At 70.9% G+C, this 13,064-nt stretch carries 14 protein-coding genes; 6 read left to right on the forward strand and 8 right to left on the reverse strand.

Annotated features, from left to right (window positions below):
- Nucleotides 1-143: 143 nt before the first annotated feature.
- The 4 genes from ABF401_RS01835 (at nucleotide 144) to ABF401_RS01850 (ending at nucleotide 4,482) form a co-directional block, all read left to right on the forward strand.
- Nucleotides 144-1,514, forward strand: a complete 1,371-nt coding sequence (locus ABF401_RS01835) for a cystathionine beta-synthase (RefSeq protein ID WP_353507828.1) — start codon at nucleotides 144-146, stop codon at nucleotides 1,512-1,514.
- Nucleotides 1,515-1,701: 187 nt separating this feature from the next.
- Nucleotides 1,702-3,255, forward strand: coding sequence for a carboxylesterase/lipase family protein (locus ABF401_RS01840; protein ID WP_353507829.1), 1,554 nt, complete (start codon nucleotides 1,702-1,704; stop codon nucleotides 3,253-3,255).
- Nucleotides 3,252-4,043 (forward strand): 2-oxo acid dehydrogenase subunit E2, encoded by a 792-nt coding sequence (locus ABF401_RS01845; RefSeq protein WP_353507830.1) that lies wholly within the window; start codon nucleotides 3,252-3,254, stop codon nucleotides 4,041-4,043. The genes ABF401_RS01840 and ABF401_RS01845 overlap by 4 nt, the downstream gene beginning before the upstream one ends.
- A gap of 91 nt (nucleotides 4,044-4,134) precedes the next feature.
- On the forward strand, nucleotides 4,135-4,482 hold the full coding sequence (locus ABF401_RS01850; protein WP_353507831.1) for a DoxX family protein: 348 nt from the start codon (nucleotides 4,135-4,137) through the stop codon (nucleotides 4,480-4,482).
- 13 nt (nucleotides 4,483-4,495) lie between these two features.
- Here the strand turns inward: ABF401_RS01850 and ABF401_RS01855 are convergent, their stop codons facing one another.
- On the reverse strand, nucleotides 4,496-5,062 hold the full coding sequence (locus tag ABF401_RS01855; RefSeq protein WP_353507832.1) for an HhH-GPD-type base excision DNA repair protein: 567 nt from the start codon (nucleotides 5,060-5,062) through the stop codon (nucleotides 4,496-4,498).
- 149 nt (nucleotides 5,063-5,211) lie between these two features.
- Entirely contained in the window at nucleotides 5,212-5,871 is a 660-nt protein-coding gene (locus ABF401_RS01860) for an IMPACT family protein (RefSeq protein WP_353507833.1), read from the reverse strand.
- Nucleotides 5,872-5,934: 63 nt separating this feature from the next.
- On the opposite strand from ABF401_RS01860, the gene crcB (ABF401_RS01865) reads away from it, so the two are divergent.
- Together crcB (ABF401_RS01865) and crcB (ABF401_RS01870) are read left to right on the forward strand one after the other, a co-directional pair.
- Nucleotides 5,935-6,438: a fluoride efflux transporter CrcB gene (crcB, locus tag ABF401_RS01865; RefSeq protein WP_353507834.1), complete on the forward strand. Its 504-nt coding sequence runs from the start codon at nucleotides 5,935-5,937 to the stop codon at nucleotides 6,436-6,438.
- Complete coding sequence (gene crcB / locus ABF401_RS01870; protein WP_353507835.1) at nucleotides 6,435-6,815, forward strand: fluoride efflux transporter CrcB; 381 nt, start codon at nucleotides 6,435-6,437, stop codon at nucleotides 6,813-6,815. Before crcB (ABF401_RS01865) ends, crcB (ABF401_RS01870) begins: the two co-directional genes overlap by 4 nt.
- 20 nt (nucleotides 6,816-6,835) lie before the next feature.
- Here the strand turns inward: crcB (ABF401_RS01870) and ABF401_RS01875 are convergent, their stop codons facing one another.
- From ABF401_RS01875 to ABF401_RS01900, 6 genes are all read right to left on the reverse strand, one after another.
- Nucleotides 6,836-8,503, reverse strand: coding sequence for a thiamine pyrophosphate-binding protein (locus tag ABF401_RS01875; protein WP_353507836.1), 1,668 nt, complete (start codon nucleotides 8,501-8,503; stop codon nucleotides 6,836-6,838).
- Between the two features lie 3 nt (nucleotides 8,504-8,506).
- Nucleotides 8,507-9,277 carry a cyclase family protein gene (locus ABF401_RS01880; protein ID WP_353507837.1) on the reverse strand — a complete coding sequence of 257 codons (771 nt, stop codon included), beginning with the start codon at nucleotides 9,275-9,277 and terminating at the stop codon, nucleotides 8,507-8,509.
- A gap of 104 nt (nucleotides 9,278-9,381) precedes the next feature.
- Complete coding sequence (locus ABF401_RS01885) at nucleotides 9,382-10,071, reverse strand: sirohydrochlorin chelatase (RefSeq protein WP_353507838.1); 690 nt, start codon at nucleotides 10,069-10,071, stop codon at nucleotides 9,382-9,384.
- A 26-nt stretch (nucleotides 10,072-10,097) separates the two neighbouring features.
- Entirely contained in the window at nucleotides 10,098-10,541 is a 444-nt protein-coding gene (arfB, locus tag ABF401_RS01890; RefSeq protein ID WP_353507839.1) for an alternative ribosome rescue aminoacyl-tRNA hydrolase ArfB, read from the reverse strand.
- 33 nt (nucleotides 10,542-10,574) lie between these two features.
- Complete coding sequence (locus ABF401_RS01895) at nucleotides 10,575-11,240, reverse strand: O-methyltransferase (RefSeq protein ID WP_353507840.1); 666 nt, start codon at nucleotides 11,238-11,240, stop codon at nucleotides 10,575-10,577.
- 96 nt (nucleotides 11,241-11,336) lie between these two features.
- The gene (locus ABF401_RS01900) at nucleotides 11,337-12,665 is read right to left on the reverse strand and encodes an FAD-binding oxidoreductase (RefSeq protein WP_353507841.1); all 1,329 of its coding nucleotides are present in this window, start codon (nucleotides 12,663-12,665) and stop codon (nucleotides 11,337-11,339) included.
- Nucleotides 12,666-13,064 lie beyond the last annotated feature (399 nt).

The following is a 13,064-nucleotide window of genomic DNA, read 5'->3' on the forward strand; positions in this document are numbered from 1 at the left end:
CAGGAGAACCCGGTATCACCGTAACGTGTGGTGCTGACGGGGAATGCCCACCCCGCAAGGCCGGAAGGGCGGGGGCGAGCGCGAGCAAGCTCAGCGGCATACCTGCCCGTCCTGAGGATGACAGCGCGACCTAGGATGATCCGGTGAAGTACGCAGAGCACATCTCCGACCTCGTCGGCAACACGCCCCTCGTCAAGCTCAACTCGGTCGTCGAGGACGCGGGCGTCAGGTGCACCGTGCTGGCCAAGATCGAGTACTTCAACCCGGGCGGCTCGGTCAAGGACCGGATCGCGCTGCGCATGATCGAGACGGCCGAGAGGGAGGGGCTGCTTCGGCCCGGCGGCACCATCGTCGAGCCGACGAGCGGCAACACCGGTGTCGGGCTCGCGCTCATCGCCCAGCGGCGCGGCTACACGTGCATCTTCGTCTGCCCCGACAAGGTCAGCCAGGACAAGCAGGACGTGCTCAAGGCGTACGGAGCGCAGGTCGTCGTGTGCCCGACCTCGGTCGCGCCCGACCACCCCGACTCCTACTACAGCGTCTCGGACCGGCTCGTGAAGGAGATCGACGGCGCCTGGAAGCCCAACCAGTACTACAACCCCGAGGGTCCCAACAGCCACTATGCGACGACCGGCCCGGAGATCTGGAGCGACACCGACGGGCGCGTGACCCACTTCATCGCCGGCGCCGGGACCGGCGGCACGATCAGCGGCACCGGGCGGTACCTCAAGGAGGTGTCCGGGGGTGCGGTGCGGATCATCGCCGCCGATCCGGAGGGCTCGGTCTACAGCGGCGGCACCGGGCGGCCCTACCTTGTCGAGGGGGTCGGTGAGGACTTCTGGCCAGGCGCCTACGACCCCTCGGTCGTCGACGAGGTCATCGCCGTGTCCGACGCCGACTCGTTCGAGATGACGCGGCGACTCGCCCGCGAAGAGGGCCTGCTCGTGGGCGGCTCCTGCGGGATGGCCGTCGTCGCGGCGCTCCGTGCCGCGAAGGACCTCCCGGAGGACGCCGTCGTCGTCGTGCTCCTGCCGGACTCGGGACGCGGCTACATGTCCAAGATCTTCAACGACGAGTGGATGTCGTCCTACGGCTTCCTCCACGACCACGACGAGCAGACCGTCGGCCAGGTGCTGCGCACCAAGTCCGGCGAGATGCCGGCGCTCGTCCACACCCACCCCAACGAGACGATCCGCGACGCGGTCCACATCCTGCGCGAGTTCGGGGTCTCGCAGATGCCGGTCGTCAAGGCGGAGCCGCCGGTCATGTCCGGTGAGGTGGCCGGGTCGGTCAGCGAGCGGGCGCTCATGGAGGCGCTCTTCACCGGCCAGGCGCACCTGTTCGACTCCGTGGAGAAGCACATGGAGCCCGGCCTGCCCCTCGTCGGCTCCGGCGAGCCGGTCGGCGCGGCCCGTGACGAGCTCGAGAAGTCGGACGCGATCCTCGTCGTCGAGGACGGCAAGCCGGTTGGCGTGCTGACCCGGGCCGACCTGCTCGGCTTCCTCGCCGACTGACCCGAGAGGCAAAAGAGAGCAAGCCGTATGCCGCTGGGCTCGCTCCCAGCGCCGCGTCCCGTGGGTGCCAGCCCCCCACTCGTCGAGTGTGCAGTTGGCGCCGGGCCCGGTCCAGTCGAGTGTGCACTCGGCGCCCTCGGGACCTTTGCCTCTGCCTCCGTCCGGCCAGGACTCGGACCGTTGAGGGATGAGTACCACGGTCAAGACCCTTCAGGGGGAGCTCCGCGGAAGCGTCGTCGACGGCGTCCACGTGTTCCTCGGCGTTCCCTATGCCGCGCCGCCCTTCGGTGCGAACCGTCTCATGCCACCGCGGCCGGTCGAGCCGTGGTCCGGCATCCGCGACGCCACGTCGCTCGGCCCGGAGCCGCCACAGATCACGCCGCCGACCTCGGGCGGGTCCGCAGCAGGCGCGAAGGAGGACTGGGAGGAGGTCAGCGCGGCCTTTGCGGCGATCGAGCGGGCCGCGGCGTCCGAGGACTGCCTCAATCTCAACGTCTGGACACCCGACCCCGACGCGGTCCGGTTGCCGGTCATGGTCTGGATCCAGGGCGGCATGTTCGAGATCAGCTCCACCGCGGCCTACGACGGCCGCAACTTCGCCAGGGACGGCGTCGTCTGCGTCGCCCTCAACTGGCGACCGGGCGCCGAGGGCTTCCTGCACCTCGCTGACGGCATCGCCAACGTCGGTCTGCTGGACCAGGTCGCGGCCCTCGAGTGGATCCGCGACAACATCGCGTCGTTCGGTGGCGACCCCGACAACGTGACGGTGTTCGGCGAGTCGGCTGGGGCGATGAGCATCGGCGTCCTGCTGGCCATGCCGCGGGCGGAGGGGCTGTTCCGCAGGGCCATCCTCCAGAGTGGTGCGGCTCACCACGTGACACCGGCCGAGGACGCCCTGCGCATCGCCGGCTATCTGGCCGACCGGCTCGGCGTGCCCACGGACCGCCACGCGATGGCGGCGGTCAGCCTCGACCGGTTCATCGCGGCGCAGGCCGAGCTCAAGCAGGACCTGATGACGAACCCGGACCCGGACCGCTGGGGGGCGGGAGTCGTGGCGAGCAACCTGCCGTGGGCGCCCGCCGTCGACGGTGTCGTCGTGCCGGGCCCGCCCATCGAGCGGATCAGGGCCGGATCAAGCGGCCACGTCGACGTCCTGATCGGGACGAACACGGACGACTGGCGGCTCTGGCTCGTGGCGAGTGGGGCGATCGCGCAGGTCACCGACGACCTGCTCACGGGCCCGGTCGTGGACTATGGCTACCAGTCGCTCGGTGCCTATGGGCTCGAGGCGACGGAGGCCTTGGCGGCCTACCGGGCCAGGTACCCGGACCTCATGCCGGGCGACCTGCTCGCCACCGTACAGACCGACTGGTGGATGCGGGTGCCGGCGCTGTTGCTCGCCGACGGCCGGTTGCAGGGTAGCGTTCCTGCGCGCACCTACATGTACGAGTTCGCTTGGCCCGCACCGGGCCTCGGGGCCGTCCATGCGCTCGAGGTGCCCTTCGTCTTCGACCTCGCCCGGCCTGACGTACCCCTCTTCGGTGGGCTCGTCGGCCCGGAGCCGCCCCAAGAACTCGCCCGGGCCATGCACGCGGCGTGGATCGCCTTTGCGACGAGCGGGGACCCGGGGTGGCCGGCCTACGACCTGTCCCGGAGGGCGACGATGCGTTTCGACCTCAGTCCCGCGGTCGTCGATGACCCAAGGCACTGGGAGCGCGACTTCTGGAAGGACCGGCGTTGAGCGAGTACACCGTCCGCCCCATCCCACGGGAACGGCGACCAGTCCTCGACCGGCTGTGGAGCGCAAGCCGGAAGGCGCAGGTGCATGCGCTGCTGGAACTCGACGTGACCAACGCGCGTGAGCTCATCGGCCATGCCGAGCCGAAGGTGTCGTGGACCGGGTTCGTCATCAGCACGGTGGGCCGTGCCGTCGCCCGCCACCCCGAGGTGAACGCGCGCCGGGCCGGCAACCAGGTCCTCTACTTCGACCGCGTCGACGTGGGGGCGACCGTCGAGCGGCAGTGGGAGGGCAACGCGGTGCTCGACGTCGTCGTGGTCCGCGACGCTGACCGCTTGTCGGCTGCCCACGTCACCGAGGTCCTGGCGCGGGCGAAGCACGGCCCGCCCCAGGCGGAGCGTCGGGGCGGGCTGACCGCGCAGCTGCTGCGCCTGCCCGGCCCCATCCGTCGAGCCGGCATCCGCATGCTCGCGACCAGCCCCCGGGCGTCCGCGACCTTCGGCCCGGCGGTCGGCGTCACCTCGCTCGGCATGTTCACGCGCGGATGGGGCTGGGCGATCCCGCTCGCGCCGCTGACCCTGATCGCCACGGTCGGCGGCGTCGCCGAGCGACCGGTCGTCCACGACGGCGTCATCCAAGCCAGGGCCATGCTGCCGCTGACCGTCACCTTCGACCACGCGGTGGTCGACGGAGCACCGGCCGCTCGGTTCATCGACACCCTCCGGGAGCTGACCGAGACCGCCGCCGCGCTCGACGATGTCCGGACCTCTCATCAGTCGACATCCGTCTGACCGAGCTGCTGGCGGTCACATTCGTCCCGACTGGCGGGTCGATGGAGTGGCGCCCCCACCGTGGGGCCGCCGCCGTCGAAAGGACTGCCTCATGAGCACCACCGCAACGATCGTCATCGTCTTCGCCGCCCTCTGGATCGGGTTCTCGGCCTACTCGGTGTTCACGCACCAGCCCTGGGTTGTCGACAGCTTCGTGGCCTACGGCGTGCCGCGCCCTGCCTGGCCCTGGCTCGGCACGGCAAAGCTGCTCGGCGCCCTTGGACTGATCGTGGGACTCTGGGTGCCAAGCGTGGGCATGGCGGCTGCGGCCGCGCTCGTCCTGTACTTCATCGGCGCGCTCATCACCGTGCTTCACGCGCGGGCGTGGTCCCACGTGCCGTTCCCGCTGCTCTACCTGGCACCGGCTGCTGCGGCGGGCCTGTTCATCGCGCAGGGATGAGCCGCCGCGGGAGTCAACCCTTGAGGGCGGCCTTCTTCGCCTTCTTGTACTCGCGCACCTTGACGCGCGAGTCATCGTCCACCACGTCCGCGATCGAGCGATGGCCCGGCTGGCCGTAGTCGCCCGTCGCCTCTTGCCAGCCGGGCGGCGCCACGCCGAACCGCTTGGCCAGCAGCGCCGCGAAGATCTTCGCCTTCTGGTCGCCGAAGCCGGGCAGGCCAGCGATGCGCCTGACCAGCTCGGCTCCGGACTCGGCGCCGGCCCAGATGGTGGCGGCGTCGCCGTCCCACTCGTCGACGATCGCCTGGCACAGCTGCTGGGTGCGCTGGGCCATGGACCCAGGGAAGCGGTGCAGTGCGGGCGGCGTGCGGAAGTACTCCAGCAGCGTCTCCGGCGGAAGCGCCGCGATGGCGGCCGCGTCGAGATGATCGGCGCCCATCCGCTCGGCCAGGACGCTCGGGCTCGTGAACGCCTTCTCCATCGGGATCTGCTGGTCGAGCTGCATGCCGAGCAGGAGCGCGAGTGGGTCTCGCTCGAGCAGTGCATTGCCTTCGTCGGTCGTCGCAAGGTGCAGTGCCATGACCACCATCTTGTCGTATGCCGCTGAGCTCGCACCCGCACGCCCGCTCGCACCCAGCCCTCCCGCACCCCGCAACACACCGAGCAGTGGCGAACCCCCTGCGGCAATAACCGCCTGAGGTTCGCCGCTGCTCGGTGTGTTGCGGTGGGTCAGGGACGGTGTCGGTCGGTGTCCACCCAGATCGCCGCGCCGGGCGTGACCCTGCTGGCTCCGGACGTGAGAGAGGCCGTGGCTCCGGTCAGGGCTTCGAGCGCGTCCGGGTCGACGGCGACCTGGATCCGTACGCCGGCGGTCAGGTAGTCGACGCCGAGGACGTCGGTGCCGGGCCTACCCCGGAGGGCGTGCTCGACCCGAGGGCCGTCGGCGTGGCCCACATCGACTGTCGCCTGGAGTCGCAGCTCGCGCGTGACGAGAGTCGCGGCGTCGAGTCCAGCGCCCACCGCATCGCCGTAGGCCCTGATGAGGCCCCCGGTTCCCAGCAGGACACCGCCGAACCACCGCGTCACGACCGCGACGACATCGCTGACCTCACGCCCTCGCAGGACCTCGAGCATCGGCGCGCCCGCGGTCCCGGATGGCTCGCCATCGTCGTTGCTGCGCTGGATCGTGCCATCGGGCCCGAGAACGAACGCGGTGCAGTGGTGTCGGGCATCGCGGCTTCCCGAGCGGACCGACTCGATGAACTCGCGGGCCGCCTCCTCTGTCTCCACGCGCTCCAGGTCACAGATGAACCGCGACCTCCGCACCTCGATCTCGGCACTGGACCGACCCGCGATGGTCAGGTAGGAGCGGAGCGAGCTCAGCGGCATACCCTTTCATCGGCAGGGACAGCGGGACGCCACGAGTATGCCCGTCGGCGCGAAAGGACACGAATGGACTCCCAGCCAGCGCACGGTCCCGTGCACGGCCCGGTGGACCCCGACGTCACACCCGATGACGTCCGGACGAGCGAGGCCGACCACGCGCTCGTGCGCGACCGTCTCGACGTGCTCGGGGTCATCGCGGCAGGCGGGGCACTCGGTGCGGCGGCGCGGTTCGCGGCCGGTGAGCTGTGGCAGCCCGCATCCGACGGTGTCCCGTGGACGACCTTGGGCATCAACGTGATCGGCTCCTGCTTGCTCGGTTTGCTCATGTTCTATGTGACGGACGTGTGGCCGCCGCGGCGGTACGTCCGGCCGTTCCTCGGCGTCGGGGTGCTCGGGGGGTTCACGACGTTCTCGACCTATGCGCTCGAGACTCGGAGGTTGCTGTCGCAGGGACAGGCGGGCGTCGCTCTCGCCTATCTCGTCGGGACCCTCGTGCTCGCGCTCGGCGCCGTGGTGGCGGGCGCGCTCCTGGGACGCGCCCTGACCCGGACCCGGAGGGTGGGGCCGTGACGCTCGTGCTCGTGCTGATCGGCGGGGCCGTGGGGGCGCCGCTTCGGTATGTGACGGACCTGGCGGTGCAGCGGTGGCACGGGGGCCGCTTCCCTTGGGGGACGCTCGTGGTCAACGTCTGCGGCTCGCTGCTGCTCGGGGCCCTGCTCGGCGCCGCGGCGCCCGGGCCGTCTGACGTGGCGTCCATTGAGCTCCTCGCCCTCGCGGCGACGGGCTTCTGCGGGGCCCTGACGACCTACTCGACGTTCAGCTTCGAGACGGTTCGCCTCATCGAGGACGGTGCCATCGCGGCGGCCGTCGGCAACGTGCTCCTGAGCCTTGGCTGCGGGCTCGGGGCGGGCGCCCTCGGCTGGGGGCTGGCGCAGGCGGTGGCCTGAGCCTCGGTCTGGTCAGCCTCTCAGTGGCCGCGGAAGGCCTCCTCGAGCCACCAGGAGGGCTGGTCACCGCGGACCTTGGCGTCGATGAGCAAGGGAGTGTCGCGCGGGCCCTCGACCCACGCCCGGACGGCGTCCAGATCGCTGGCGGTCCGGACCGTCACTCCGGTGAAGCCGTGGCCGCGCGCGACCGCAGCGATGTCCGTCTCCGGGAAGGTGACGATCTCCAGGGGATGCCCGCTCGGCGCGAAATGGTGGACCTCCGCCCCGTAGGCCTCGTCGTTGTAGACCGCGACGACCATCGGCAGGCCGAGGCGACGGACCGTGTCGAGCTCGGCCACGCTCATCATGAGGCCCCCGTCGCCGACCGCAGCGATGGGAAGCCGTTCAGGTTGCGCCAACGCCGCCCCGATCGTCGTGGACAGGCCCAGCCCGATCGACTGGAACGCCTGGGTGAAGCAGAAGCCCCGCTCGTCCGGAACCTGGAGGAACATGCTCGGGTAGCCCATGAAGTTCCCGGAGTCCACGCCGACGACACGCTGCGCAGGCAGCAGGTCGTCCAGGGCGATGGTCAGGGTGCGCGGGTCGATCTGATCAGCAGTGCTCCGGTCCTCGAACGGCACGTCGCGCCAGGCCAGCTCACGGGCGAGGCGTGCTGCGAGCTCCGGAGACCGGTATCCCGCGCGGCTGGCGCCCCCGGCCCCGAGGTCCTCCTCGAGGAGCGCCTCGTCCACGGCTGCGGCCGTCAGTGCGACATCGCCGTGGACTCCGAAGGTCAGCTCACGATGCGCCCCCAGCGAATCCGCCATGTCGTCAACCTGCACCACCGTGGCGCCGGGCGCGATCAGGGCGCCGTGCCGCATGGTCCACATGTTCAGGGCACAGCCCCACCCGACGATGAGGTCGGCGCCGCGGATCAGCTCGGCCGCCAGCGGGGAGGCGAACCCGCCCGACACGTCCAGCGAGAACGGCTCCCCGGCGAAGAGGCCCTTGGCCACGGCGGACGTGGCCAGCAGGGCGCCCGAGCGCTCGCCGAGCGCGATGAGTGCGTCGCGGGCAGCATGCGACCGCGCCCCGCGGCCGGCGACGAAGACGGGTCTCGACGCAGCCGACAGCGCAGCAGCCAGGCGCTCGACCGCACGGGGCGACGGCGTGGGCGGCGCTGGCGCGGACGGCAGCTCGATCGTTTCGGTCAGCTGCCCTTCCGGTAGCTCGAGGGCCTGGACCTCGAGGGGTAGGTTGAGCACCACGGTGGCGCGCTGGTGCACCGCTGTTGCGACCGCCTCAACCGTGTCGGCCACGGCGGTCTCGGCCGACGCCACCCGCCGCGCCACCGCGCCCACGGCCGCGGCCAAACCGAACTGGTCGACGTAGAAGTTCGATCGGGGCTGCGTCGCCTCGGCGGTGACCACGAGGAGCGGCGTCCGTGACTTGGCCGCCTCCGCGATCCCTGTCATCGCGTTGGTGAGGCCACACCCCTGGTGCACGGTCAGCGCAGCGGGCCGTCCGGCCGTGCGCGCGTAGGCATCGGCCATCGTCGCGCCGCCGCCCTCGTGCCGGCTCGCGACGAACCGGGCTCCGGCGGCCACCATCGCGTTGGTCACGTGGAAGTTGCCGGATCCCACGACGCCGAAGACCCGGTCGACGCCGGAGGCGACCAGCGCTCGCCCCACCGCCTCGGCGACGAGCACGACTCAGTCCTCGACGAGGGCGAGCACCCGGACCGGTGACCCCGAGCCACCGACGATCCTGAGCGGCGACGCGACGACGACCGCACCGACGGGGGGTAGCTGGTCGAGGTTCTGCAGCTGCGCGAGGCCGTACTTGCCGGCGCCCAGGAGGAACGAGTGGCACGGGAACGCCGGCTCGAACGAGTGCGCGGCACCGGCATCGGTCCCCACGGTCTCGACGCCGATGCCCTGGAGCGGCGACTCCTCAGCCACCCAACGGGCGCAGTCGACGGACATCCCCGGGCTCGTCGGCCCGGTGTCCGTCCGGTTGATCATCTCCTCCTGCGTGACCCGGCCCGACCATCCGGTGCGGCAGAGCAGCCAGCCACCCTGCGGCAGCGGACCGTGCTCGGCAGCGAAGGCCTCGATGTCGTCGACCTCGATGAGGAAGTTCGGGTTCTCCTCGACCCGCGCCGTGACGTCGAGGACGACGGCAGGCGCCACGAACGCCCCGACCGGAACAGTCGCGATGTCATCCCGGTCCTTGCCGCTCACCCAGTGGATCGGCGCGTCGAAGTGGGTCCCCGTGTGCTCGCCGGTGTGGAAGTTGTTCCAGTACCACGCCGGTCCACGGTCGTCGTAGCGGCTGATCTCCTCGAGCTCGAACCGGGCTGTCTGACCCAGCTCCGGCGGCAGCTCGAGCAGTGGCGTCTCGCTCGAGAGGGGTGCGGTGAGGTCGATGACCCGGACGGAGCCCGCGGCAAGTGCGGCAGTGAGATCTGACAGGACGGGCATGTGTGAGGCTCCTCGTTGAGCAGTTCTGCGCCGCAGCGGCGCTCGTTCCCCGACCGTAGGGCCAACCGGAGACAGTGCCAACCCCCAGAGCTGCGCCTGGCCGACTACGTTCCCGGCGTACCTGCGTAGCGCGCGAGGACGATGTCCACGATCTCCGTCGCTGGCGGTTGCGTGGGGACCAGGAGAGGCGGCGTCACGACGTCGGCGCCGCAGCTGAGCGCGAGGTCGGCGAAGTACCCGGGTGCCAGCAGGTAGGTGGCCACCACGACCCGTTCGCCCCGCTCGCGTGCCCAGGTGACCGCTGCCTCCAGACGCGGCTCCGCCGCCGAGAGGTATGCCGCTGAGCTCGCTCTGCCGATGAGGTGACCGAGCGCTTCGGCCACGTCTCGACAGTCCTCGACCGCCCGTGTGTCCGAGCTCCCGGCCGCGGCGAGGAAGACCGTGTCGTCGTCTCGCAGGCCAGCGTCGTGGAGCCGGGTCGCGAGCAGGTGTGCGAGGCGTGGGTCGGGGCCGAGCGCGGCGGCGACCGTGGAGTTGGGATGGCCGGCGACTGCCTCGGCCAGGTCGACGTAGACGTGGTAGCCCGCCGAGAGCAGCAGCGGGACCACCCGGGCCGGCTCACCAGCGAGGTTCTCGAGCACCTCGGTGATCCGCGGCTCCTCGACGTCGACGTACGCCGCCCGCACGTCGAGGTCTGGGCGCCGCGCTGCGACTGCGGCGACGAGGCCCGCCACGGCGGCCTGCCCCTCGGGCGAGCTCGTCCCATGCGAGCAGGCGATGAGGACAGGAGGCACGGGTCAACTCTGGCACGCGACCTGTCCTACTCGGTGAGGCGGCCGCGCCCTCGCTTGAGCTCGGAGCGGGAGCGCTTCGCCTGCAAGCGGCGCTCCTGTGACCCGCGAGTGGGTCTCGTGGCCCGCCGCTGGGCCGGCGCTGGGGTCGCCGCCTCGCCCAGGATCTCGGCGAGCCGTTCGCGGGCCGCCCGACGATTCGCCAGCTGGGTGCGGTGCTCGCTCGCGGAGACGGTGATGCGTCCATCGACGAGACGGCCCCGCAGTCGCTCGAGCATCCGGGCACGCATCGGCTCCGGGATGCTGCTCGACGTCGCCAGATCGAAGGTCAGCTCCACGCGAGAGTCGGTGGTGTTGACGCCTTGGCCACCCGGGCCGGAGCTGCGCGAGAACCGCTCCTCCAGCTCGGCCTCAGGCACGACAACGCTGCCGCTGACGGCGAGGCCGGCTAAGCCGTGCGGAGCCTTGACCACGCCTCCATGACACCACGGGTAGGGCGAATCGGCTCACGTCACGACGGCGAGCGCGAAGCCATCCCACCCCTTGACGCCGACGGTCTGGATCGCCGTCGCTTCGAGCCGCGGATTCCGCGCCATCTCCTCGAGGCCGGCCCGCACGCCCAGGGCATCGAGATCCGCCGAGTCGAGGTCGGCGACGGCGCCGTCCCAGATGGCGTTGTCGAGGATGACGACGGTCCCTGGCCGCCCGAGCCGGACAGCCCATCGCACGTAGTCCGCGGTGCTCTTCTTGTCCGCGTCGATGAAGACGAGGTCGAAGGGCCCGAGCCCGTCCGACTCGACCGTCGGGAGCGTGTCGAGGGCCCTGCCCACCCGAACATCGACGCGGTCGGCGACGCCGGCCCGCTCGAGGTTGGCGCGGGCAACCTCAGCGTGGTGCGGCGCGAACTCCAGCGTCACGACCCGGCCCTGCGGACCCACGGCGCGGGCGAGCCAGATCGTGCTGTAGCCGCCGAGGGTGCCGATCTCGAGCACGGCCCGGGCACCGGCGAGACGCGCGAGGAGATGGAGCAGCTTGCCCTGGTTGGGCGCCACGTCGATGGCGGGGAGCCCGGCGGTGGCATTGGCCTCGTGGACCGCTCGGAGGTCGTCGTCCTCGGGGACGAGCAGGTCGCTGATGTAGGAGTCGACGGCTTCCCAGGCTGGATCGCTCATGGCCTCCACTGTGCCACTGGAGCGCGCCGCGAGCGGCGGCAGCGCAGCGAGGCGCACGACGGGAATGCCGCACGGCGAAATTCTGCACCCGAAGTGTTACGTCGTCGGGCTGGGGGCCCGGCTGGGTGGGATGTTCGGGTTGAGGTGGAAGATGTTGTCCGGGTCCCAGTGGTCCTTGAGGGCTCGAAGGCGGGCGAGCTTCGCGGGTGGGTAGGCACGCTGGACCCCGTTGAGACCGTCGTCGCTGAGGGTGTTGACGTAGACACCGCTGGCGAGGACCCCGACCCGAGCCGCGCCCTCGCGAACGAGCGCTTTGCGCCCCTCGTCCTCGGCCGGATCACTCCAGCGGGTCGCGGCGACGTACTCGAACGCCGTTGCCCGATGGGAGAAGGCCGTCGCATCGTCGGGCACGTCGGCGATGGCTCCGCCGTACGCCTGGAGGCTGGCGCCCACCTTCGAGTCGTGAGCAAGGAACGCCTCGATCGCGGCGTCGGACAGCTCGTCCAGGTAATGCCCCTTGACGTAGCTCCGGAAGGTATGGCCGCGAGTGGTGTCATCGCGGCTCTGCAGCTCGAGGTAGGAGAGCTCGACGAGCCGTTCGGCCGATGGTCTGCCCAGTGCAGCGAGGGCCCGCGCATGCTCGCGTCCGGCATCAGGCTCACCGACCCAGACGAAGCCCAGGGTCACGACCCCGCCAGTGACCAGCGCCGCGTAGGTCGCAGCTCGCGGGGCAGTGGCCGCGAGGTCCCGCCAGGCCGCCACCGCGGGAGCGGCTCCGGGGACGGGGAAGTCGAGCTCGACGCTGACGGCCCGAGTGCCCGTCCGGTGGAGCTCGAACTCGAACTCGGTCACGACCCCGAAGTTCCCACCGCCGCCACGCAGCCCCCAGTAGAGGTCCGGGTTCTCGTCCGTCGAAGCGCGCACAGATTGACCCTCCGCCGTCACGACCTCGAAGGAGACGACATTGTCGCAGGCCAGCCCACGTTGCCGGGCGAGCCAGCCCATGCCTCCTCCGAGCGTCAGGCCGCCAACACCGGTGTGCGACACGTTGCCAGCCGTGGTGGCGAGGCCGTGCGCCTGGGACGCGACATCAAGGGCCCGGAGCAGAGCCCCACCCTGGACCCAGGCCCGACGCCGCTGCGGGTCGACGCGGACGTCACCCATCGGCGTGAGGTCGATCATGAGGCCGTCGGCCGGGACGCTGTGGCCGGCCATGCTGTGACCGCCACACCGCACTCCGATCACGAGGTCCTGCGCCCTCGCTCTGTCGATGGCAGCGGCGACGTCGGCCGCGTCGCGGCACCGCCAGATCTCACGGGGACGCCGGTCGAACATCGCGTTCCAGATCGCACGGGCATCGTCATAGCCGGCGTCGGCCGGCCCGAGCACCTGTGGAAGGTCACGTTGTGTCCCGGCTGTGCTCATCGCTGCTCCAATTCGGCGTGAGGCTGGTTGTCGACGGCGCGCTCGGTCGTCCACGGTGCCACTGCAGGTAGATCGGGACCAAGGTTTTTTCGGTGCCTCATGACGAGCCGACCGCCGTCGGAATGTCCACACGCGGCTTGGGCTGGGACACGTTTGTCTCCGGTCCGGACGGTCGGCCCTCTGGACGCCATCCCAGACCAACTGCCCTGAGCATCGTCCATGGCTGTGGATGGCGCAGCGCTTCGACATGCGTGGCGCGCCAGACTGTGTGACGATCTGGGACGAATCGACACGAAGATGTTGAGGGGGATCGCGCGTGCGCGCTCGAAGGACCTCATGGATGCCGTATGCCGCTGGGCTCGCTACCGCTCTCCTGCTGAGTGGCTGTGGTGGCACGGA

This window comes from Intrasporangium sp., assembly GCF_040414665.1.
Taxonomy (GTDB): Bacteria; Actinomycetota; Actinomycetes; order Actinomycetales; family Dermatophilaceae; genus Intrasporangium.

Bases quoted from the DNA above. Each gene is read 5' to 3' on its own strand.
- ABF401_RS01895 (WP_353507840.1), bottom strand. From the start codon at position 11,240: ATGAGCGATCCAGCCTGGGAAGCCGTCGACTCCTACATCAGCGACCTG.
- ABF401_RS01850 (WP_353507831.1), top strand. From the start codon at position 4,135: ATGAGCACCACCGCAACGATCGTCATCGTCTTCGCCGCCCTCTGGATC.
- ABF401_RS01840 (WP_353507829.1), top strand. From the start codon at position 1,702: ATGAGTACCACGGTCAAGACCCTTCAGGGGGAGCTCCGCGGAAGCGTC.
- ABF401_RS01880 (WP_353507837.1), bottom strand. From the start codon at position 9,277: ATGCCCGTCCTGTCAGATCTCACTGCCGCACTTGCCGCGGGCTCCGTC.
- ABF401_RS01860 (WP_353507833.1), bottom strand. From the start codon at position 5,871: ATGCCGCTGAGCTCGCTCCGCTCCTACCTGACCATCGCGGGTCGGTCC.
- ABF401_RS01900 (WP_353507841.1), bottom strand. From the start codon at position 12,665: ATGAGCACAGCCGGGACACAACGTGACCTTCCACAGGTGCTCGGGCCG.
- ABF401_RS01855 (WP_353507832.1), bottom strand. From the start codon at position 5,062: ATGGCACTGCACCTTGCGACGACCGACGAAGGCAATGCACTGCTCGAG.
- crcB (WP_353507834.1), top strand. From the start codon at position 5,935: ATGGACTCCCAGCCAGCGCACGGTCCCGTGCACGGCCCGGTGGACCCC.